The organism is Clostridium muellerianum, from assembly GCF_012926525.1.
Classification (GTDB): domain Bacteria; phylum Bacillota; class Clostridia; order Clostridiales; family Clostridiaceae; genus Clostridium_AM; species Clostridium_AM muellerianum.
The window spans coordinates 14282-38657 of the sequence record NZ_JABBNI010000028.1 but is presented as its reverse complement, the minus strand read 5'-3'; the positions used below and the strand labels follow the sequence as shown (position 1 = coordinate 38657).

At 29.6% G+C, this 24376-nt stretch carries 20 protein-coding genes, 1 tRNA gene, 1 rRNA gene and 1 riboswitch; of the genes, 3 read left to right on the top strand and 19 right to left on the bottom strand.

The window, feature by feature from the left end:
• The 11 genes from HBE96_RS15155 to HBE96_RS15105 form a co-directional block, all read right to left on the bottom strand.
• Window positions 1–128 (bottom strand): 16S ribosomal RNA (locus HBE96_RS15155); the annotation flags it as partial.
• A gap of 132 nt (window positions 129–260) precedes the next feature.
• Window positions 261–336, bottom strand: a tRNA-Met gene (locus HBE96_RS15150).
• A 302-nt stretch (window positions 337–638) separates the two neighbouring features.
• On the bottom strand, window positions 639–1658 hold the full coding sequence (locus HBE96_RS15145; RefSeq protein WP_169298584.1) for a sugar kinase: 1020 nt from the start codon (window positions 1656–1658) through the stop codon (window positions 639–641).
• Between the two features lie 20 nt (window positions 1659–1678).
• Window positions 1679–2326, bottom strand: a complete 648-nt coding sequence (locus tag HBE96_RS15140) for a bifunctional 2-keto-4-hydroxyglutarate aldolase/2-keto-3-deoxy-6-phosphogluconate aldolase (protein WP_169298583.1) — start codon at window positions 2324–2326, stop codon at window positions 1679–1681.
• A gap of 80 nt (window positions 2327–2406) precedes the next feature.
• Window positions 2407–3894 (bottom strand): UxaA family hydrolase, encoded by a 1488-nt coding sequence (locus HBE96_RS15135; RefSeq protein ID WP_169298582.1) that lies wholly within the window; start codon window positions 3892–3894, stop codon window positions 2407–2409.
• Between the two features lie 93 nt (window positions 3895–3987).
• Window positions 3988–5436, bottom strand: a complete 1449-nt coding sequence (locus HBE96_RS15130; protein ID WP_169298581.1) for a tagaturonate reductase — start codon at window positions 5434–5436, stop codon at window positions 3988–3990.
• 224 nt (window positions 5437–5660) lie between these two features.
• Complete coding sequence (locus HBE96_RS15125) at window positions 5661–6671, bottom strand: LacI family DNA-binding transcriptional regulator (RefSeq protein WP_169298580.1); 1011 nt, start codon at window positions 6669–6671, stop codon at window positions 5661–5663.
• 227 nt (window positions 6672–6898) lie between these two features.
• A complete protein-coding gene (locus HBE96_RS15120; protein WP_169298579.1) occupies window positions 6899–8281 on the bottom strand; it encodes a glycoside-pentoside-hexuronide (GPH):cation symporter in 1383 nt (460 codons plus the stop codon).
• A 36-nt stretch (window positions 8282–8317) separates the two neighbouring features.
• Window positions 8318–8479, bottom strand: coding sequence for a hypothetical protein (locus HBE96_RS15115; protein WP_169298578.1), 162 nt, complete (start codon window positions 8477–8479; stop codon window positions 8318–8320).
• A gap of 137 nt (window positions 8480–8616) precedes the next feature.
• The gene (uxaC, locus tag HBE96_RS15110; RefSeq protein ID WP_169298577.1) at window positions 8617–10017 is read right to left on the bottom strand and encodes a glucuronate isomerase; all 1401 of its coding nucleotides are present in this window, start codon (window positions 10015–10017) and stop codon (window positions 8617–8619) included.
• A gap of 178 nt (window positions 10018–10195) precedes the next feature.
• A complete protein-coding gene (locus HBE96_RS15105) occupies window positions 10196–11227 on the bottom strand; it encodes an aldose 1-epimerase (protein WP_169298585.1) in 1032 nt (343 codons plus the stop codon).
• Between the two features lie 679 nt (window positions 11228–11906).
• On the opposite strand from HBE96_RS15105, the gene HBE96_RS15100 reads away from it, so the two are divergent.
• Window positions 11907–13364, top strand: a complete 1458-nt coding sequence (locus HBE96_RS15100) for a hypothetical protein (RefSeq protein ID WP_169298576.1) — start codon at window positions 11907–11909, stop codon at window positions 13362–13364.
• 878 nt (window positions 13365–14242) lie between these two features.
• On the opposite strand, the gene HBE96_RS15095 is transcribed toward HBE96_RS15100, so the two are convergent.
• The 3 genes from HBE96_RS15095 to HBE96_RS15085 form a co-directional block, all read right to left on the bottom strand.
• Complete coding sequence (locus tag HBE96_RS15095; protein ID WP_169298575.1) at window positions 14243–16153, bottom strand: cell wall-binding repeat-containing protein; 1911 nt, start codon at window positions 16151–16153, stop codon at window positions 14243–14245.
• A gap of 498 nt (window positions 16154–16651) precedes the next feature.
• Window positions 16652–16852, bottom strand: a complete 201-nt coding sequence (locus HBE96_RS15090) for an alpha/beta-type small acid-soluble spore protein (protein ID WP_169298574.1) — start codon at window positions 16850–16852, stop codon at window positions 16652–16654.
• A 111-nt stretch (window positions 16853–16963) separates the two neighbouring features.
• Window positions 16964–17308, bottom strand: a complete 345-nt coding sequence (locus tag HBE96_RS15085; protein ID WP_169298573.1) for a YnfA family protein — start codon at window positions 17306–17308, stop codon at window positions 16964–16966.
• A 186-nt stretch (window positions 17309–17494) separates the two neighbouring features.
• Window positions 17495–17629: riboswitch (molybdenum cofactor riboswitch) on the top strand.
• Between the two features lie 75 nt (window positions 17630–17704).
• On the opposite strand from HBE96_RS15085, the gene HBE96_RS15080 reads away from it, so the two are divergent.
• Complete coding sequence (locus HBE96_RS15080) at window positions 17705–18727, top strand: molybdopterin-binding protein (protein ID WP_169298572.1); 1023 nt, start codon at window positions 17705–17707, stop codon at window positions 18725–18727.
• Between the two features lie 6 nt (window positions 18728–18733).
• Complete coding sequence (locus HBE96_RS15075; RefSeq protein WP_169298571.1) at window positions 18734–19951, top strand: molybdopterin molybdotransferase MoeA; 1218 nt, start codon at window positions 18734–18736, stop codon at window positions 19949–19951.
• Between the two features lie 104 nt (window positions 19952–20055).
• On the opposite strand, the gene HBE96_RS26715 is transcribed toward HBE96_RS15075, so the two are convergent.
• The 5 genes from HBE96_RS26715 to HBE96_RS15055 all read right to left on the bottom strand — a co-directional run bounded on the left by HBE96_RS26715 (window position 20056) and on the right by HBE96_RS15055 (window position 24219).
• Entirely contained in the window at window positions 20056–20178 is a 123-nt protein-coding gene (locus HBE96_RS26715; protein ID WP_281064352.1) for a hypothetical protein, read from the bottom strand.
• A 134-nt stretch (window positions 20179–20312) separates the two neighbouring features.
• A complete protein-coding gene (locus tag HBE96_RS15070) occupies window positions 20313–21677 on the bottom strand; it encodes a rhodanese-like domain-containing protein (protein WP_425350743.1) in 1365 nt (454 codons plus the stop codon).
• 181 nt (window positions 21678–21858) lie between these two features.
• Window positions 21859–22665, bottom strand: a complete 807-nt coding sequence (locus tag HBE96_RS15065) for a DUF166 family protein (protein ID WP_169298569.1) — start codon at window positions 22663–22665, stop codon at window positions 21859–21861.
• Window positions 22666–22903: 238 nt separating this feature from the next.
• On the bottom strand, window positions 22904–23365 hold the full coding sequence (locus HBE96_RS15060) for a chemotaxis protein CheX (RefSeq protein WP_169298568.1): 462 nt from the start codon (window positions 23363–23365) through the stop codon (window positions 22904–22906).
• Window positions 23365–24219: a response regulator gene (locus tag HBE96_RS15055; protein WP_169298567.1), complete on the bottom strand. Its 855-nt coding sequence runs from the start codon at window positions 24217–24219 to the stop codon at window positions 23365–23367. The genes HBE96_RS15060 and HBE96_RS15055 overlap by 1 nt, the downstream gene beginning before the upstream one ends.
• Between the last annotated feature and the right edge of the window lie 157 nt (window positions 24220–24376).

Here is a 24376-nt window from a genome sequence, read left to right as displayed (position 1 = left end):
GCAGGTTGCCCACGTGTTACTCACCCGTCCGCCGCTAATCCATCCCCGAAGGGATTTCATCGCTCGACTTGCATGTGTTAAGCACGCCGCCAGCGTTCGTCCTGAGCCAGGATCAAACTCTCAATTTTAAAGTTTAATCTGTACTCAAATTATTGACGTTAAACTTATTAGTTTAACTAATACTGGCTTATTTAAAATAAGATTTAAATCTTACTTTCACTCTGTTTAATTTTCAAGGATCTTAAAGTTATTAATATTTTTGGTTGCGGAGACAGGACTTGAACCTGTGACCTTCGGGTTATGAGCCCGACGAGCTACCAACTGCTCCACCCCGCGACATTATATTAAACAACTTTGCTTCGTTGTTTGCAATTCACACAACCAACGAATGTAATCTTACCATATTAAAAGCAACTAATTTTAACATAGTTGTTATCTACTTAATGTTACATCTCTCATCATCAATTTTACTACTAAATACTCAACATATAGCATGTTGACACGCCCGATTCAGTTTATACTGAATATAAGATAAAAAAAGGAAGTAACTACCTTAAAGCTACTTCCATTATATAAATATTTAAATTTATCCAATGGCTACCTACCATAAATATTTCAACTAAGTAATATTCATTGATCTATCTTTGTACACTACCGGATGCATTTCCTTCTGCAAGCTCTAATACTTCATTTTCTGTAACAATATTTGCATCTCCATCTATTGTGTGTTTTAGTACTGAAGCTGCTACGCTAAACTCTAACGCTTCTTTATGACTTTTACCTTGCACTAATCCATATATCAATCCAGCAGCAAAAGCATCTCCACCACCTACTCTATCCTGTATAGTAAAATCGTATCTTTTTGATCTATAAAGTTCATTTCCATCATAAATTATAGCTGAAAGAGCATTGTGTGAAGCTGAAAAATTCTCTCTTAGTGTAGACACTACATATTTTATATTAAATTTTTCTATCATCTTTCCAAATATGGATTTAAATCTTTCCTCATCTAATTCTCCCTTTGAAAAATCAGCTACATTATATTCACCTTGTTTTTCTTCTACACTACTTAGCCATCCAAAGCAAACATCTACACCTTCTAATAGTCCTTGCATTACCCTTTCAAATTCTTCAATACCCCAAAGCTGCTTTCTATAATTTAAATCTATACTTACAGGAACTCCGTGAAATTTAGCTTCTTCTATAGCTCTTTTAACAAGTTCTATACAATTTTCTCCTAAAGCTGGAGTTATTCCTGAAACATGAAACCAATCCGCATCTTTAAATATTTCGTCAAAATCAAAGTCATCAACGTTTACTTTTGTAATAGCTGAATTAGCTCTATCATATACAACTTTAGATGGTCTTACAGAATTACCCTTTTCAAAGAAGTAAATACCTACTCTTTCTCCACCTCTATGAATATATTCTGTATTAACACCATACTTTTTTAAATTATTTATAGCACTTTGTCCTATTGGATTATCAGGCAGTTCAGTGACAAAGCATGAATTTATTCCCCAATTTGCTAAGGATATAGCTACATTGGCTTCAGCACCACCATAAACTATGTCAAAGGATTGTGCTTGAGTAAATCTTTCATATCCTGGTGTGGATAATCTTAGCAATATCTCTCCCATAGTCACTACTTTTTTCATATCTAAGTTATCCTCCTTAACTACTTACTTCTAGCTTCTTTTACTTTTTCTACAAAAAGTCTTGCAACTCTAGTTACTTCATCATAATTACCAGTGTTTGCACCAGCAGTTAATTTTCCGCCTACTCCTACTGCAATACAACCATTTTTTATCCACTGATCCACATTTTCTAAACTTACACCACCTGTTGGCATAATGGGTGCCTGTGGAAGAGGTGCTTTAAAATCTTTTACGATGCTTGGACCAAAAGCACTTCCTGGAAACACTTTAATGACAGCTGCTCCAGCTTCCATTGCTCTAATTATTTCAGTAATTGTCATACACCCTGGCATGTAAGGTACTTGATATCTATTACATAGTTTAGCTGTTTCCAAATCAAATCCTGGACTTACTATATATTTTGCACCTGCAAGTATAGCTATTCTCGCTGTTTCGCTATCAAGTACTGTTCCTGCTCCTACTATTAATTCATCCTCTGTAAATTTTTCTTTTAATGAAGTTATTACTTTATCTGCTCCTGGAACAGTAAATGTTACTTCTATTGCTGGTATTCCACCTTCTATACATGCTTTTGAAATTTTTTCTGCCTTTTCAGTATTTTCTGCTCTAACTACTGCAACTACACCTACTTCAGTGATTTTTCTTAGAGTTTCTAATTTTTCTATCATTTCAATTCCTCCTATTAATCTATTTTTTTATTTTCTAAAGTTTAGTCAAAAATAAATTCAAATCTATAGTTAAAAATTCACTATAATGTCACTCCATTTTTAAATATAGCTATTTCTCTAAATTCATTTTTTTCATTATTCACCACTTCACCACTAGCCACTTTAATTATATATTCAATAAATTCCTCTAATAAGCTATCTAATGTTTTATCTTCTACCAAAGTTCCTGCATTAAAATCGATCCAATGAGGTTTTAATTTATAAATCTCTGAATTAGTTGATATTTTCATAGTAGGAACAAAGCTTCCAAAAGGCGTTCCCCTTCCTGTTGTAAATAAAACCATTTGACATCCTGCTGCTGCTAATGCAGATGCTGCTACTAAATCATTTCCTGGGGCACTCAAAAGATTCAATCCTTTTGTTTTCAAAGTTTCTCCATATTTAAGCACATCCACTACTGTTTCTGTACCTGCCTTTTGTGTACATCCTAAAGACTTGTCTTCAAGTGTTGTTATTCCTCCAGCTTTATTTCCTGGTGAAGGATTTTCATATACTGGTTGGTTATAATTCATAAAATACTCTTTAAAATCATTAATTAGATGAACAGTTTTATCAAACACCTCTTTGTTTTCAGTCCTATCCATTAATAATGTTTCTGCTCCAAACATTTCTGGAACTTCTGTTAAAATTGTGGTTCCACCTTGTGCTATCAACCAATCTGAAAACTTTCCTACAAGAGGATTTGCAGTTATTCCTGAAAATCCATCTGAACCACCACATTTAAGTCCTATTTTAAGTTCAGATAAAGGCACTTCTTCTCTTTTATCATTTTTCATATTTTCATAAAGTTCTTTTAATAGTTTGACTCCTTCTTCTATTTCATCTGAAACTTCTTGAGCAACTAAAAACTTTACTCTTTTTTCATCAAATTCTCCCAATGCATTTTTAAATTCATCCATATTGTTGTTTTCACATCCAAGCCCCATAACCAATACTCCACCAGCATTAGGATGTTTAACTGCATCTACTAATATAGTTCTAGTATTTTTATGATCATCTCCAAGTTGAGAACATCCATAATTATGCTTTAAAACTAAAGTATTATCTATATTCAAATTACCCAATTCAGCTTTAAATTTTTCTATAACTTTATCTGCTATACCATTTATACATCCAACTGTAGGCACTATCCATAGTTCATTTCTTATGCCTACATTTCCATTATCTCTTCTATATCCTTTAAAAGTTAAGTTTTTATTTTCAAATACATTCTTAATAAGCCTTTGATTAAAATTATAATCTTTTATACCATCTAAATTGGTTTTTGCATTATGTGTATGAACCCATTCACCTTCTGATATGTCACAAATTGCATGACCTATAGGAAACCCATATTTGATTATATTTTCATTCAATTTAATTTTTCTTATAGCTATCTTATGACCTCTCTTAACAGCTTCTTTAAGACTAACTTTTTCATTATCTATTTCTACAATTTCACCTTTTTGTAAATCTGTTAAAGCTACAACTACATTATCATTCTCATTTATTTTAATAACATTTTTCATGAAATTACCTCTCACTTTCTATAACCTATATTTGAAAGATATAAAATCAACTTTTATATTATAAGCATAAAAACTATGAACTTCACTTTAAGCTTACATAACTTCTTTAATTGCTTCCTTAATTCCTAGCTTTTCAATTTTTGATAAGTAGTTAGTTACTGTGTCTGTCAATCCTTCAATTTCATTTAAATTCATTTTCCAATTCTTTTCATATGATAAAACTGTACTTACTATATTCTTTAATCCTGCTTCAGTTCCATCATAATTTTCCCATAAGAATTTATATAACTTTAAAATATCCTCATTATCTGCTAGTTTTATATCCACTTCTCCTCTTTTACCTTTATAGAATTCTATTAATGCAGCCAGTGAGAAACATAATTTTTTAGGAAGTTTTCCTTTTCTATTTACATACTCTCTTAAGGATGGTAAATTTCTTGTTTCAAATTTTGACATTGAATTTAAAGCTATACTCATTAAATAATGTTTTACAAAGGGATTGGCAAATCTTTCAAGCACTGCATCTGCAAAATCCTTTAGCTCTTCTTCTGGCAAATCCAATGTAGGTATTATTTCATCATACATAGTTTCTCTTACATATCTTCCAATAACCTCATGTTCAACTGCTTGTCCTACAGTGTCTAATCCATAAAGATATGCTACTGGCACTAAAGATGTATGAGCACCATTTAAAATTCTAACCTTTGTTGTTCTATATGGAGTCATATCTTTAACAAATTTAACGTTTAATCCAGCTTTATCAGTTGGAAATTCATTTTTTATCCATTCTGGTCCTTCAATTACCCATAAGTGAAACTGCTCACCAACATCTACAAGATTATCTTCATAGCCTAATTCCTCTGTTACTTCTTTAATTGTGTCTTTTGGATATCCCGGAACTATCCTATCTACAAGGCTGCAGCAAAATGTGTTGGAATCATTTAACCATCTTACAAACTCTTCTCCCAAATTCCAAAGTTCCGTATACTTCAAAATTATATTTTTAAGTTTTTCACCATTCCTATCTATAAGTTCACAAGGAATTATTACTAATCCTTTATCTTTTTCTCCTTTGAAAGTTTCAAATCTGTGATATAAAAATGCAGTCAATTTTCCAGGATAGCTATTTTGTGGTTTATCACTTAGTGTATCGTTTTCATCAAATGTAATTCCTGCTTCAGTAGTATTAGAAAATATAAATCTTATTTCAGATTGTTCTGCTACTTTTAAATATTCATCGTATTGTTCATAGCAATTAATACCTCTGTTTATACTATTTATGACAAAATGTTCTTTAACAGCTTTTCCATCCTTTATTCCCTGCAAATATAACGTATACAAACCATCTTGTTCATTCAATTTATCAATTTTCCCATTTTGAGTAGGTGGAATTACTACTACACTTCCATTAAAATCTGTTTCTCTATTCATTTTGTCAACTTGCCAGTCAACAAAACCTCTAAGAAAATTACCTTCTCCATATTGTAAAATTTTTTCTGGATATGTTTTGTACTCTTTATAAACCTCTTTATTTAATTTCATAATTACCCTCCTAAATGTTTTGTTCACGTGTGCAATAAACCTTAATCTTCCCCATTAAGCGCTATATATAATTTTATATTTATTTGTTTATTGATTTTATTATACTACATTATGCACACGTGAACAACAGGTTTTAAAAAAACATTTTTTATAGTTATAAAAAAATTTAATTACATTGAATATATTATCTGCTGTTTAATTTTGTTACTCATTCTAACTAGTTCTTAGCTATCTTTGTTTAATCTCAAAACAGAATCTCTTACTAAAAGCTTTGTTTTAAGATAAATTTTTTCACCTTTATAATTTTCTCCATTTATTATGTCAATTATCTTTTTCCCCCCCATTACACTTATATCTTCTATAGGTCTTTTTACAGTTGTAAGTGAAGGTGTAGAATACTCTGAAACTGCTATATCATCAAATCCCACTATTGAAACATCTTTTGGAACACTAAGACCATTATCAAATGCTGCCTTTATAGCACCTATCGCCATATCATCATTGGAACAAAATACTGCTGTAGGAACTTTATCTAAATTCATAAGTTTTTTCATGGCATCATATCCACTTTTCATATCATAGTTCCCTTTAACCATATATTCGCTGCGTACTGGCACATTATAGTAAATTAAAGCTTCCATAAATCCTTCTTTTCTATTTTTACTAGATTTAAATTCCTTTTTTCCTTCTATTATAGCTATATCTCTATGTCCATTTTCTATTAAATGTTCTACAGCTTTAAAAGTACCTTCCTTGTCGTCGGATATTATATTTATTAGGGCTTCTTCTTCTAATTCTCTATTTAAAACCACTAGTGGAATCCCCTTCTGCATTACATCATATACAAAGTAATTATCATTATCACTTTGACTCATTAACACAATTCCATCAAATCTCTTTTTATTAATAGCTGTAAAGTCCTTGTAATTATCAATTCCCCTTACAACCAGATTATAATTTTCCTCTATAGCACTATTTACTCCGGTTACTGTTTCAAAGAAAAATCCTGAAGATGTGCCTTTACTTATACTAGAAAAAAATAATCCTATTGTATAAGATTTATCTAATACTAAGCTTTTTGCAATATAATTAGGCACATAGTTAAGCTGTTCTGCTATAGCTTTTATTTTACTTTTTGTTTCTTCATTTATTAAAGGGCTATTATTAAGTGCTCTTGAAACTGTTGTATGTGATACATTTGCTAATTTTGCTATATCCTTTATTGTTACACTCATTATGGTCACCTTTCTTATCATAAAACTATATTTCTTCTTTTGATAATATCACATTCTTTATAAGTAAACTACAGTATACATTCTTAAATTTTAAAAAATAAAACAAAATACAAGTGTTTACATTATTAAAATCCAAACACTTGCATAAGATAAAAGTTATTTAAAATAATATATTATCAAAATTTTACTTTTAAAATAAACAAAACAATTTCAATAAATAATATATTTTATTTTACTACATTTTTATCAAACTTTCCTTGCTGTAAATCAGATACTATATCTCTATATTTATCATCTGATAAATTATATAATAAACCGATTACAACAGCAGCTATAGCTAATGCAACAGCTGGATATAATGCCATTACTGCTTTCATTCCTAATAATGTTTTTGCGCTTTGATGTGCATTTGCTACATATCCTGTTAATTGTAAAGCTCCTAAAGTAACATAAGCTGCTATAGATTGAGCTATTTTTCTTGAGAAGTTAAATGCAGCATAAGTTATACCTTCTTTTCTCTTTCCTGTATGCCATTCACCATAATCAATAGCATCAGAAACGAAAGCCCAAGTAACACCATTTGGAATAGCAAGTCCTGCATATCCTATAGTTACAAGTATTGTGAATACATAAAAGTTTGCTGGTAATATAAAGTTTAATCCATTAGCAATGATACCAATTGCGAAACCTATCATAGCAGTTTTCTTTTTTCCAAATTTTTTAACCATTTTAGGAATAGCTGCGATTCCTAAAATAGAACATCCAATCATTATACTGTTTATAACTGGTTGAAGTTTAACATTTCCAAGAGCATATTGACAATAATATATCATCATTTGATTATTTGCATTCATTGCAGATATTGTAAATAAAGTCATAAGAATTAAACATAATAACGGTTTATTTGTGAATACTGCTTTAGCATAATCACCCACAGTTGTTTTCTCTTGTACTTTTGCTTTAGGTTGAATGTGTTCTTTAGTGTTTCTAAAACAAATATAAAATGAAATTACGCCTATTAAAGCCATAATAGCAGCAGCTACTGGATATCCTATTTTAGGATCTGAAAAATGTATAAGTATAGGTACAAATGCTACACCAGTTATTAACTGTGCTGCTAAAGATCCCGTTTGTCTAAACGTTGCCATTTGGCTTCTTTCGTCAACATCTTGAGTCATAACAGAGGCTAATGATCCATAAGGAACATTTGTAAATGAATATATAAGTCCCCATACCATATAAGCAGCATATGCATATACCAATTTACTAGTAGGTGTAGTCCCTGGCATCAAAAATGTTACAATTGTTAATATAGCAAGAATTATACTTGAAACCATCATAACCGGTCTAAATTTACCATGTTTACCTGGTTTTCTTGCATCAATAGTTGATCCAGCTATAGGATCCATAAATGCATCAAATACCTTTGTATATACAAAAATATTTTTTGCTGCCGCTGCTGGTATGCCACATACATCAGTAAAGAACTTAGAAAGATATGCCTGTCCTAAATCAAACATAAATCCATTACCAAAGTCACCAAAACCATAAGATATTTTTTCCTTTAAGGTTAATTTTTTTTTAGTTTTCTGTACGCTTTTTTGCTCCATGTTTTTACTCCTCCTATGATACAAAATCGTTTACATTTAACAAAACATATACATACTATTATCTTTAATCTCTTCTGTACTATTAGGTACAGAAGAGATTAGACTTCTATCCGATGAACTCCCCTTGCTAACACTCCAATCTTTATATGAAACCTCTTCTCCTTCTGTAAAAATAGTAAGGATTTCGTACAAAATCATAGATTTTAGCTCTATGCTTAACCTTAGGATAGCTACTTTATGTGCCTGAATAAGTTCTTCTAAAATTCAGATTACGATCAAATTCATTATAAGCAAACTTCACCTTAACCCAAATAATCACTTGATACTTAAAATATCTACATTGCAAAATATTCTTTTGCATTATTGTAAGATATATCTTGCACAACTTTTCCCAAAAATTCTATGTCATTTGGATATTCTCCATTTTCAACCCATTCTCCTATTAAATTACAAAGTATTCTTCTAAAATACTCATGTCTTGTATATGATAGAAAGCTTCTAGAATCAGTTAACATTCCTACAAATCGGCTTAAAAGTCCAAGATTAGCTAGCGATTTCATCTGTTCTACCATTCCATCCTTGTGATCATTAAACCACCATGCCGATCCAAATTGTATTTTCCCTGGAGCAGTTGTTCCTTGAAAGTTTCCAAGCATAGTTCCAAGAATAAAATTATCCTTTGGATTTAAAGTATATAAAATTGTTTTTGGAAGTAAATTTTTAGTTTCTAATGAATCTAAAATTCTTGAAAGAGGATAAGCAATCCCTTCATCATTTATAGAATCAAATCCTGTATCTGGACCTAGTTTATTAAACATCTTAGTATTATTATCTCTCATAGCAGCAATATGATACTGCATTGTCCAACCTAATTTAGCATAAGTTTCTCCTAAGAATTTTAAAACTGATGTTTTGTATTTGCTTATTTCGTCTGAAGTTAATATTTCACCTTTTAATGCCTTTAAGAAAGCTTTTTCAATTTCTTCTTTAGATCCTTCTGCATACACCACACTATCTAATGCATGATCTGAAACCCTGCATCCTACAGAATGGAAGAAATCAATTCTTCCCTTTAATGCTTCTATAAGATCATCATAATTATTTATAGTTTTTCCTGATACTTGTCCAAGTTTTTCAATCCATGGTACAAAAGTTTTCTTACTTATATTAATTCCTTTATCAGGCCTAAATGCTGGTAAAACTTTTACATCAAAATCCTTACATTCTTTCAATTTCAAATGATATTCTAATGAATCTATTGGATCATCTGTAGTACATATAACTTTTACATTTGATTTTTTAATTAAGTCTCTTGCTCCAAAACCCTCTCCATTCAATAATTTATTTGCTCTTTCCCAAATTTCAGGAGCAGTTTTTTCATTTAAAACCTGGTATATTCCAAAGAATCTTTGAAGTTCCAAATGTGTCCAATGATAAAGAGGATTTCCTATAGCCATTGGTAAAGTTTTCGCCCAGGCCATAAATTTTTCATAATCAGTTCCATCTCCAGTAATGTATTTTTCATCTATCCCATTACTTCTCATAGCTCTCCACTTATAATGATCCCCATATAACCAAACTTCAGTTATATTTTTAAATCTTTTATTTTCAAAAATTTCTTTTGGATTTAAGTGGCAATGATAATCTATAATAGGCATATCTTTTGCATATTCATGATACAAGTTTACTGCAGTATCATTATTTAATAAAAAATTTTCGTCCATAAACTTTTTCACTATAATCACCCTACTTTTTTCATTATTATCTTATTGTTCACGTGAACAATTTGCTATGCTTTTATTATAAACGTTTTCTTTTTATATTACAATAGTTTTTTTGTTAACGTGTGCAAAAATGTTTTTATAGATTGCCCCTGTATTCTCTCAATATTTAATTTCTCCTATGCTGCTAATTCTAATTAAAATCCTCAACATATATTTTTGCCGATTCCTTCCAAGTATCCTTAGGTGCTAATGTTTTAAATCCAGTTATGTTGTCATCTAAATTAATATTTGGAGCATTTATCACACATGTTTGAGGTTCTATGCATACATAATGCTTGTCTCCCATATCATTCCAAATAACCATATGTTTATATTCTTTTCCCATTTCATACACTACTCTGAGCTTTTTAGATATATCTTCAATTATTGCACCATGAAATTCTGATCCATCTACATTTATATTTTTTAATGTATAATGAGATTCTATCTTATATCCTAATGGTATTATACCTTTATTAACATACTGTTTTTCTTTCTCTGTCAAATCTAAGATTTCTTCTGTTGGTAAATTTCTCTCATCCTGTACCCATCTCTTACCTATAGATGCTATTATTCTATAATCTTCATCCTTACTTTCTTCATGGAACGGTACATTAAATGCTGTATGATATCCTATACCTATTGGCATTTCTTTATCGCTTAAATTAGTGATACTAGTAGTTTGCTTCAATCCTTTATTAGAAAGGTTATAAATTAATTTAAATTGAAATTCATGTGGTAAATATTTATAAAAGCTGTGTTCTTTATTAAAATTAAAAACAGCTTCTATTTCGACTTCACCTTTAGAAATAATTTCTTTTTTAGTTATTTGCCACCTATCATTTTTTATAAATCCATGAATATAATTATGATTTTTAGGTTCATTTATAGGAAATTGATATACTTTATCACCTACTTTAAATTTACCATCTTCTATTCTATTTGGCGGAAACAATACTGGTAATCCGTATACTTGAGGTCTACTTTTAAATTCTTCAAATTCTAAATCATCATTAGGACTTCTAAGTATACTTACTTCTTTAATAGTATTTCTAAATTCTATTACATTAGCTCCTACTTCTGGTACTATAAGTGCTTCATATCCACCTGCAGAAAATTGAACAGCCTTATGATTTTTCCATAAAACTTCTTTTATACTAGCTGATTCATTTTTGTTATTCATCAAATTTACCATCTCCATACTTATTTTTTTAAGGCCAACAATATTATACATATAAGTATTGTTATCGCTAACAATTATAAAAATGACATTTTCTAATCCTTAGTCAATATTAATTTTTCGCCTATGTTAACGTTAACAATTATTTTAAAATCATTATACAATACTTTTTAAATATTTATCAATAGTATTGCAAAAACTTTCTCAAAAAATTTAGAAGTTGTATTAAATATGTATTTTTAAATTTTTTTCAAAAGTCAATTTCTAAATTGCTTAATGTTATAATATTTTAAAATTTAAAAATCATTAAATTACATTTTTTACACACTCAATTAAACTTAAATGTTTTTTAACACCTAAATTCTTAAGAAAACCTTATTTTAATATCCAAGTACTAGTAAAAGTTATCTCTTTGCTATATAATATTTTTGTCTGTTACATATCACTGATAGCACCAATGTTCCTGTAGTAAATCAACCAATGATAAACATTGATATGAAATTTGCTTAAGTTCTTATACCGTTAAATTTAAAGAAATTAAATAATTACCCAGTATCTACTTATCATATTTGCTAATGTAAGCTAGAAACGTTCTTGGTGTTACAGGTAGTATCTTACTAAATCTAATAATAAATTAATTATAATGTTTTATAACAAATATTATCATAAGGATGTTATGTTTATGAAAAAATCAACAAGAGTTAAAAAATATAAAAAGGCTAGAAGAATTAGGCTTCTAATTTCAACTTTTTTTGTTTTATTAGTTGTAATTACTTCTTTTTTAGGCTTTAAGTTTTATTGTTCAAAAAAATCAATTAATAGTTTAAAAGTATCAGCTGATAGTTCTCCAAAAATTAAACGTGAAAAAAGCAAAACTGCTGATGCTATACCAGAAAGTGTATTAAATTCTAATAATGAAACTACAGATTCTGAAAATAAAGATTTAAGAAAATTTCCATATCCATTTAGTTCTATGCTCTCTATATGTTCCGATATAGATGATACTACACTAGATGAATTCCAGACATATCATAAATTTTTAAACACTAAAGAAAAAACACCTTATGGTGAAGGTTTGGGATTAGATATTGGAGATTCATTGTGGATGTATATGGCAGATAATACGACTTCTACAGTGGATACTCATGGCAATGGAGTAGAAAACATAATGACATTTTTTACTGGAACTAGTAAAACAGAAAAGCATAATGCTAATGAAATAATTCATTTTGTTGATTCTGGGTGGATAGATTGTATTCATGCTTTTGGAGATTTTTCAACTAAAAACGAAAAAGGCACTCTCTTCAATAGAAGCTTAGCCAAAAATGCCTGGAATGCTTTAAATTCTATAAACTTTAAACCCACAGTTTGGATAAACCATGGTAATAAATCCAATAAACAAAATTTTGGTGCTCATGGAACTTCCAGCTTTATGAATTACCAGCAGGGCGATAATCCTAATTCATCTTACTATCATACAGATTTAACCATGCAAGATGGTGTTAAATACATATGGAATTCTTTAAGTGATACTAGTTTCGGACATGCATACCCTCTTTATGAACTATCACTAAGAGATGGTCAAAAGGTTTGGGGATTTTATAGATATACAAATAATTTAGTAAATGGCAAAATGGATTGGACATGGACACCTGAACATATTCATCGCCAACTTACTAAAGGTAATTTAGACAGCATTGTAAGTAATAAACAATACAGTATAGTAGCACAACATTTTGGTGTTAACACAGAATATTTGTTTAAACCAGAGAACATACAATCTTTAAGATTACTAAAAGAATATGAAACCAATGGCAAAATACTTGTAGCCAAAACTTCCAGGCTTTTAAACTATGCTAATATTCATAAATACTTAATGTACAATAAAGTAACTGAAGATGGTAAGACTTATATTAATATAAGTTCTGTTGATGATCCTATATTTGGAAAATCTACTCCTACTATTGATAATATAAGGGGAATTACCTTCTATTGTGATGACCCAGAAAATACAGTATTCCTGTTAAATAAAACTAAAATAAGCAGTGATAATTTACAGGTAAATCCTAAAGATGAAACAGGAAAAGCTAGTATATCTATTAAATGGTTTAAATCAGACTATACAGATTATACAAAGTAGCTTAATAGTGCAACACAACTTTTTAGTTGGAGTACACATTGAATATATGGTGTATAAAAGCTGTGTAGTAACTATTGTAATTCTAATATTAAAAATTGCTTATAATGCATTATAATTTAGATCTTAATAAAAAAGCGTAGCTTTCATAATACTTACTATCTGATTTATATTATATTTTATCTGTTTTTAAGTAATACTTTTTGGCGTAGCCTGTAAAAAAAGTACATTCTTTGATTATAAACTACATTTGAAACACTAATGTAGTTTAGTATTAGAGTTTTCAACAATTCAATTGATAAATCTCTTTCGAGATGTTTCTATAAAATAGAAAATAATTAATTTTAAATTTAATATACCTGCGAGCTTCGCCTTAACTTTTAAGTGTTATAAAGTATTAATAGATATGCTTTTAAATTATTAAAATAACTTATGACAATTTAATTATATGTGCACGCTTGAAGTTACTAGTTTGTATTTTAACTTTTACTCCATGATATATTAAGTGTTTCATCAGCATTATTACATGACATTACAAGGATTAAAAAGAGTTAAAATAAATCACTATATAACACATAGATTCAAAACTGAAGTAAGAAGAGACGTTAAGCTGTATGAAGACTGATATATGTTGTGCAGGAACATTCGAGCGAATTTTAGAAGTTCTTATGCTTGAGATATTAAAAAACACCGTAATTTTTGCCAGGATGGCAAAAGCTCCGAAAGTGACAGGAAGTCACATTTGAGGAGGTAGGTGTTTTTTAATATCTCAGGCATTAGAACTTTTTAAATGAAGCGAGTGTTCCTGCACAACATATATCAGCCGAAATACAGCTTAATGTTTCTTCGGTTACTCGCAGTTGCGTGACACTATTTTTAATTTAGTTATTAAGTTTTTTATTTATCATATCCCAATAATCTGAATTTTCCAATCCTAGTCTCCATATGGCAACTCCAGCTAGATTATAGTTATTTACAAGATCTAATTTGTAGCCAATGCTTGTGCTATTTTCAAACCATACACTATGATAAACATCATAATTATCAATATAATTGAAATATGGGCTTTTAGATGCTGAATCCCACTTAACTTGAACATCACTTCTATACGCTTTATTGTAAGATTGATTTATAGTATAAGCATCCGCACTATTTCTATTAGATGCCCAATCGTACCCATATGCTGCTAATCCTAACATTACTTTGTCATTAGGAATAACACTAACTGCATAATTAATTACTTCTTCTACCCATCCTATGGATGCAATAGGTCCTGGTGAACCTCCAGACCAATGTTCATCATAAGTCATTATCATAACTTTATCTGAAAATTTTCCAATTTCTCTATAATCATATGCTCCAGCTCCTGCATCCTGAGGATTGTCCATAATTTTTGATGGAATTGATACAGTTACTTCAAATCCCTGTGGATTCAATGTATTATACAAATCCTTTATAAATTGTGTAAATTCATCCCTGTTATAATAAAATATACCTTCCAGATCAATATTTACCCCTTTATAATTGTTTTTCTTTAGAGCATAAGCTATATTATTTATCAAGTTTTGCCTATTTACACTACTCTCCAATAAGATTTTAGTTATATTTCCATTAAATGAATTTGATATCATAGCATAAGTTGAGATTTTATTTGCATTAGCATATTCTATCTGCTCATAAGGAACAGATCCCGTTATATTTCCTAGCCCATCAATATTATAAGTATCTGTAGCAATACCATCAATTAACCCTGAATAACTTACCAAAGATTTATAGGATAAGTCATCTCCTGAATAATAAGAACCAGTATATGCTAGTACACTTTTTGTTGGAAATAAAATTGATTGTACGAGCTTGTCCGATATAACTCCGCTGCCTCCCAATACTTTAAGAGACTCTATATCATTTAATTTTAACTTAATTATACTTCTAGCCTTACAATAGTTTACATTTGTTAATATAATCGGTGAACCAATTTTTCCAGCAGCAGCAGAACCACATAATGCATCTGGAAAGTTTTCTCCAGATGTTAAATAAGTATTCCTAAAATTTAAATCCTCTGAAAACTCATTTATAATAGATATATTAGTTTCATATCTGTCAACTCCATTTAATCTTTTAACATTAGATATATTTTTTACAACATTATTGCTTACAACACCAGTGCCACCTAATACGTAACATTTGCTTATAGTATTATTATTTATATATTCTTCAACACTATCTGGAATGACTTTAGTATCAGTAAGAATTATAGGCATATTCTTTATAGCTGCTATAGGTGCTATAGACAAAGCATCTGGGAAATTTTCACCATAGGTTAATATAATCTCATTATTATATCCTAATTCTTCTGCTACTTTTACACTAGTTTCATATCTGTCTTGTCCACCTATACGAATAGTTTTTATATCATTATCATTTAATTCTTTTTCAACACCAGGAAATATTACACCTTCTCCACCTATTATAAAAACTTGTTTAGCTTTTAATCTTTTAATTTCATCATATACTTTTGAATTCAAAGTATTCCCTTGAGTTATTAAAACAGGCGCATTATATTTCTTTGCAAGTGGTACAGAACAAATAGCATCTGGAAAATCTTCACCTGAAGCTAAAACAACATATTCTGATTCATTCCAGCTATCCTGTGAAACTTTTACTGCAGTCTCATACCTATCTACCCCTCCAATTCTTATACTGTTTGGAGCTGCAGATACTTTCGTTGCTAAAATGAAAATTAAAAATGTAATTGTATAAAATACTGTGGATAATTTTTTAATTTTAATCATTTTTTCCTCCTAATACAATTTGTATTTGCATATACTTAAATTTCTTAATATAGTAAACAATCACCAGTTTCCAGCTCATATATTCTATCTTTATAGTTATAATTATTTATGAAATCAAGCTATAATTCAATCAGTATATTTATCCTTATATTCCATAGTTTAAGTCTATTATATTTAACTCTATTTTCGCACATGCAATTTCAACTGAATATAAGCATAATGCGGCACAACTTTTCGAGAGGACAATTGACAAATTTCCATTAAGTAAGACTCATTGATTTTTAAAGCTTGTTTTGCTAACGCAAAACAAGCTTCAAATTTATATAAGTCATCAATGTTTCACTTTAGTGAAACGAGTAATTGAAAATTTAATCAAAGATTTTTCGTAGTATAGCGGATAAAAATCCTCCTTCACTGTCCTCTCAAAAAAAATGTGGTGTTAACCACCACATTTTTATGAATTAATATATATCTATTCTTATTATCTGCCAACTCTTACTACTTTTTACTACCTTTCATATTCTCTTCTGCCGCTTTAACCATCCTTTTTACCATTCCCCCGCCTACATTACCTGAATTTTTGTCACTACCAAATTGTTTCCTGCTCATAACATTTTCTAGCGCCATATCCTTTGCTACTTCTACTTTAAATTTATCAAGTTTTCCTTCTGCTGATGGTATTAATGGTTTTTTTGACATTTTAGCACCTCCTTATTCTTTATGTATATTTAGTTTGTTTTTTTATAATTTTATTATTCATTTATAAAAGTGCTAATAGGTTATTTCCTTCAATAATTACCAACTAATATTTTAAGTGTTTCTAGGACAATACATTATTATCAATACGCCTATAAGAGCTACTAAGCCACCTATTATATCAAACTTATCTGGAACTATATTGTCAACTTTCCATCCCCACAGTATAGATAAAACTATAAATATACCTCCATAAGCAGCGTATACTCTTCCAAAATTACTGTTAGGCGGCTGCAGCGTTGGAACAACCCCGTATATTATTAAACTTAATGCTCCTGCTACACCATATAATATGCCCTTTCCATCTCTAATCCACAACCATACTAAGTATCCCCCACCAATTTCAAATATTCCTGCTAATACAAAATAAAATAATGATTTAATAATTTCCGTGTTCAATTTTTCACCTCAATTCTTTAAATTCCTATTTTTTCTTTATGCTTATACAACTATTTTACCACTATTTGCGTGTTTCCTATATTAACTCCCCCAAATATAATTGATGTTTTGCAGGAACATTCTAGCGAATTTTAGAACTTGAATTGTTTCAAAATTTGACATACTCTTAATTTTTAGTATAAAATTAAAATAGTTATTCTCCGAGCCTATGATCCTAAGGATATTTCTACGGATTATGGGCCTGGACTATGAGTCCACAGGGTACTTTAGGAAACGAAAGTGCCTCCACGTTTTTAGGAAAGGAGATGTGTTAAAATTGTATTATGATTGCTACTCATATCTCCTAGGTAAAATACTTTTGTTAAAAATTTAAAATCACTTTAAGGAGGAGCTATGATGAAAAAAATACCTACAGAACAAGCCGTAGGCACTATTTTATGTCATGATATTACCCAGATTATTCCGGGTAAAATTAAAGACAGAGCCTTTAAGAAAGGACATATAGTAACTGAAGAAGATATTCCTGTTTTACTTTCCTTAGGAAAAGATAACCTTTTTGTATGGGAGAAAAAGGAAGGTTACTTACATGAAAATGAAGCTGCGGAAAGACTTAAAAACCTGTCAGCTGGTGAAGGTCTAACCTTCTCTGAAGTAAAGGAGGGTAAAATCACTTTCATTGCAGATAAAGATGGAATTTTAAAAATAGATAAAGACCTTTTACTTCAATTAAACTCAATAGATGAAATCATGTTGGCTACAATTCATAATAATACTCCTGTTAAAAAGGGTGATAAAGTAGCTGGTACTAGAGTAATTCCTTTAATCATTAATGAAGATAAAATTCTAAAAGCTGAACATATAACTGAAGGAAAAAATATTGTAAGTGTAAGACCTTATAAAAAGCTTAAAGTAGCTATAGTCACTACAGGTAATGAAGTTTACTATGAAAGAATAAAAGATGCCTTTGGACCTATTGTTAGGAAAAAGATATCTGAATTTGATAGTGAAATAATTGGAAGTGTTATAGTACCTGATGATATTGAACAAATTACTGCTTCTATAAAAGATTTTATAAATAAAGGTGCTGAAATGGTGGTATGTACAGGTGGTATGTCTGTTGACCCTGATGATTCAACTCCTGCCGCTATTAAAAATACAGGAGCAGAAATAGTATCTTATGGGGCTCCAGTACTTCCTGGTGCCATGTTTTTAATTTCATATAAAGGTGATATACCAATTTTAGGATTACCAGGCTGCGTTATGTATGCTAAATCAACTATATTCGATTTAGTCCTTCCAAGAATATTGGCTGGTGAAAAAATTAAAAAGGAAGACATAGCTGTTCTAGGTCACGGAGGACTTTGTTTAGAGTGTGAAGTATGTAGATATCCTCACTGCAGTTTTGGAAAGGGGTGCTAATTTACATTGCTTGAATTAATAGATTTGGAAACAGCTAAAACTATTTTAAGTGAAAAAATACCTCTTCTAGAAATGAATAAGGTTAATTTAATGAATTGTCATGAAAAAGTTTTAGCTGAAGATATATTTTCTGAAATAAATCAACCTCCGTTTAATCGCTCTCCTCTAGATGGTTATGCCTTTAGAGCTGAAGATTCTGTACTTGCAAGTAAGGATCATAAAATTAAGTTAAACGTTATAGAAGAAATCTATGCAGGTTCAAATACTGATAAAGAAGTAACCCCGGGTACTGCAATAAGAATAATGACTGGAGCACCAATCCCAAAAGGTGCAAATTGTGTTATAAAGCAGGAAGATACTGTTTTCGAAAATGGATTTGTGCAAATATCTACTAAGTTTTCGCCCTGGCAAAACATTTGTTTTGAAGGTGAAGACGTAAGAAAAGGACAACTAATATTAAAAAAGGGTACTATTTTAAAACATGCTGAAATCGGTGTTCTTGCCAGTATAGGCTGTAAAACTGTATCTGTTTACCCTCAACCTAAAGTTGGAATTTTAAGTACTGGTGATGAATTAATATCAATTGAAGATAATTTAATTCCTGGCAAAATATATAACAGCAGCTTATATTGTTTGTACTCTAGATTAAAGGAACTTCATTGTGATCCTATAGATATGGGAATTATAGGTGATGATATTGATGATTTAGGTAAAAAAATTAAACAAGCTCTGGATAAATCGGATATACTTATAACTACAGGTGGTGTATCTGTTGGTAAGAAAGATTTAATAAAGGATGTTATGAAAAACTTAGGTGCAGACTTACTTTTCTGGAAAGTAGCTATTAAACCTGGTTCTCCTGTGTTTTGCAGCAGTCTAAATAATAAATTAGTTATCAGTCTTTCAGGAAATCCAGCTGCATGTATAACTACTTTTGAAATTCTTGTGCATCCTTTGCTAATGGAAATTACTAAAAGAGAAGATCTTGGACTTCACAAAATAAATGCATTACTTCAGCAAGATTTTAACAAGAAAAGTACTACTGAACGTTTTGTACGAGGAACCCTATCCTATACTAATAATGGCCCTATTGTTGATATTACAAAAAGTAATCAGGGCAATGGAATTTTAAGTTCCTCTTTAAATTCCAACTGTTTTATAGACATACCTGCTAATTCTTTACCTCTAAGTAAAGGACAGGTTGTACAGGTAATACTAATATAAAAAATTTAGATATCTTAAAATAAAAAAGCAGCATAATATGTTGATACTTTAATAAAAAATCAATATGTTACGCTGTTTTTTATTTTGAAATAAATAATTTGCTGTTATGGTAATCCTCTTACTGGTTTATTCATATTAGGATCAACTTTTCCGGTAATTGGATTTGACGTTTTATCATTTTTAGTTTTGTTATCATTTTTTCTATTTTTTTCACTCTTTTTATTCATACAAATCCCTCCTTCTACCACATTATAGTATGTATTACCGTATATTTTTATGTATTATTACATTTAAAAATACTTATTTACTTTAAAAAGGCAATATAAATATATCACTTTTCTATCTAGCTTAAAAAATTCGCTTATTTTTTTGTTTCTCCTGTTTCTATAGAATCAGCCGAACTTCCGCTCCATTCATTTAATCCTCCGTCATAAAGTGATATATTCTTTAATCCTATAATATCTGCATAAATTAATGCTTCTGATGCTCTCCATGCTGTTTGTGAATAGAAACATATTTTTTTCTCTGATTTAATCCCTGATTTTTTCCACATAGAAAGTATTTCATCTTTATTACGTATTGTATTATCTATATTTCTAAAATCTTCCATAACAATTGAATTAGTACCTGCATGTCCCCAAACTGCACCAGCAATATGTCCCTTTACTTTTATATAATCATCTTCCGAAGTCTTCCCTATATATTCATCTAAACTTCTTATATCAACTAATTTACTTTTCTTACCATCTTTCAATATTTCTTTAACCTCGGGCAAATCCATAATGTATCCTTTATTTACAGGAACTACTGCGCCAAATGATTCTATGGGAATCTTTTTATTAGGTGTCTTTTCTAATTCATATTTCGAATTTTTCCAACTAGAAATACCTCCGTTTAATATTCTAACATCTTTAACCCCCATATACTTTAATATTGCAGCAATTCTAAAAGATGGCATTGGATCAGTTCCATATAATATAACTGTAGTATCTATTGTAATTCCATTACTTTCTGCAAATTTCTTAAGCCTATCATCAGAAATACGCTTTTTAAACGGCCCCTCTTCAACCTCATTAGTACTTATGTGAACTGCTCCTTTTATATGTCCTACTTTTAAATAACCTGATGATTTTGATTCATCACCTGAACTTACTTCAAATACTTTATATGGAGTTCCATTATAAGTTTCTGGTTTCTTTCCATTCATTAAGTCATTAATCCATGATGTCGGAACTAGTACTTGATAATTTTCATATCTTTCTGTTGGAAGATTATCCTCTAAAACCCACTGTTTCATATCGTACTTATATATATTCTTTATATCATTCTTATTTAAATATTTCGCTACTTTATCTGCATCTTTTCCATTAGCATCATACAAAACTATATTTTTTTCTGATGTAATACCTTTTGTTTTTAAAACTTTGCTTAATGTTTGATCTTTATCTTTTACATCAACCTTCAACCAGTTGGCTGAAAAATCTACAGCACCTGTAATATGCCCACCTTTTTTTACCCCATCTAATTTCCAACCATTAAAGGCATCATTACTTCTTGTATCTACAATTACCCAGTCACTTCTATTAATTTTATCCTTTAAATCTTTTGTTGTTATAGCTTTTAAGGTTTTTAAATTATTTTTGCCTGATGTATTTTCACCAAAACATGCAGTAAACCATAGTATAGTAATTACTATAAAAACTACAGTTAATAAATACTTTTTTATTCTCTGCATAAAAACCCCCTATTAAATTAATAAATAATAATCTGATTGATGAATTTATAGGTATAATGAAAAAGTTATTCCATCAACTATTATTATATTCCATTACATACTAAATGTATAATGACTTTGTTATATAATTTATAACAAAGTCATTATAATAAAGCAATCTACATTTTAAATATTAAACTTTACAAATTTCAGCATTTTCTAATGAACTATAATGAGTATAACCTCCTATATGAAGTGGTGTATCTCCTATTTCCGGATCTATATGCATACCTCCCATACAGGGATAGCTGTGCCAAAACTTTGCTACTGTTTTCTTTGCTTCTTCCCCTAACTTTTTCCCCACAAGATGTTTTGCTATATTGTATCCATTACCACAAGGTGCAGAAATTACAACTTCAGCCTTTACGATAACATTATCTTTATTTACATATAATTTAAATTTAGGTTTTCCTAATCTAAATTCATCTATAAACCTATTTATTGTTTCAAACTTTCCTTTATTTAATGTACAAAATGGTTTAGGAAAAGCATATTCTAATCCAAGCTCTTCACACTGTTTTATAACCATTTCTCTAGTCCATCTAGACACCCAATCACTACCTTCACAGGGAACTATTAACCCTTTTCCACCACTTTTTTTTAAAATGTTAGGTAGTTCAGCTAGTATATCCTGATGTACTCCAATAACTACTGCAATATCATGAGGCTTAAATATATCAGGTAAATACACTAACGGTTCATCTTCAAACATTCTATACACATCTGGTAACTTTATTATTTCAGATATGTTTTCTTCAAAATTCAAATTATACTTTTCTCTGCACCAAATGCATTTTTTTCCACACACAGTACAAACTTCTTTATCATCCACTAAATTAGGAATAAATTTTGAATTTGCAAATCTAGAGTCAACTTTAATATAAAAATCGTTTTCAGGCAACTTACAACTTTTTTCTGAACATATAATTAACACCTTCACTGATATTACCTCCTAAATATAATTTAACCTTCCCAATTCTGTAAAAAAATATTTTGTATTAATTATAATAAATGTTACATAAAAAATCGGTAACTTCTGTTACTTTTTACAAAAACAAATCATTTATTTACATTGTAGAAAACACTAAATTTATATATGTTTTTATAAATCAAGTTCACTGTTATTTATATTACAAAAAAATAAAGAGAGGTTAGCATTCCTCTCCTTCTAATTACAATTAAATGTTTTGTAATGCAATATTTACATCTATAGGAATATCGTCCACAGTTAATTGAATACACAAAATTTTATCTACATTCATTTTAATTTGTATGTCTTCTCCATATAGTAATGTTGGAGTAGATATATTTACATTTAGCCCTACATTAGCTAAATTAATACTAGCATTAGCTGTTAACATATTAGTAAGCTCTGATAAAGCACTTTGTGCCATATCATCTAATTCATTTACTGGCATACCCATCATCATTTTCGATGCAATTCTTTTACCGCTTTCAATATCAGTTATATAAACTACATTTCCTTTTGCATCTCCTACAATACCTAAGTTTATTATAATTCCCTTACTTTTAATCTCATTATTTACCGTAATTCCTTTTTTCTGTATATCAGAAAACCCAATTTGAGGCATTACACTAAAAAAAGCTTCAATAAATGGATTCACATGATTCACATCCATTATTCCTCACCTCTTTTAAATCCAACATTCAATAAAACTTCTCCAAAATCTGTATGAGTTAGCACTGACAAAGTATCAATTTTGGATTTAGATATTTTAATTGATTCCCCGTAAAATATTGTTGGAGGTGCAACTCTTAATCCATAAACTTTATTTTTTCTATTCATCATTGAACATGCATTACCTGCAATTATATTAGCAAACTCTCCCATAACATTTAATATTTCTTCCTGATTTTTAGGATCTCTTCTTAACATAATCTTTGCCATATTTCCAGCACTTTCATTAGATATGTCTATAATCATTCTTCCTGAAAAGTTTCCTATAATACCTATTACTACAGAAATTCCTCTTGATACTTCTACATCATTAGACTTTTTATCCTCATCAAATTCAGCTATAGTTTTTGTAAATCTAGTAATTCCTCCTGAAAACGCTTCCTTAAAAGTACTAAAATAAGTTTTTTCAAGCTCCTTAAATAATTGATCACTAGAAACAACTTTTTCAATTTGAGCTATGAGCTCTTCAGGATCTATTGGTTTTTGAACATAACCATCTACTTTATTTTGTTTAGCTTTTTTAAGTATTTCTTCATCCATCATTGAACTTATAACTATTACTTTTATTTCTTCATCTATTTTATGTACTGCTCTTGTACATTCTAACCCATCAGTGCCTGGTAATGTCATATCCATAGTTATTAATTGAGGTTTTGTCTCTTGAACAACTTTAATTACTTCATCTAAATTTCCAGCTTCACCTACAATTTCAAAGCCTTTATCTTCTAATATATCTCTAATAACATTAATTGAAAAAGGTGAGTCATCAACAATTACAACTCTCATTTTTTCCATAATCTGTTCCCTCTTTTCTTAATTATATTTTAATTATTAAAAAAACAAAATTTAAAGAACTTTCTATATGTTGATATTATATCATATTTACCATTTTTCACAAACAAATTAAATGCTAAAAAACATCTAAATTTTATAAATAACGACATAATTATGT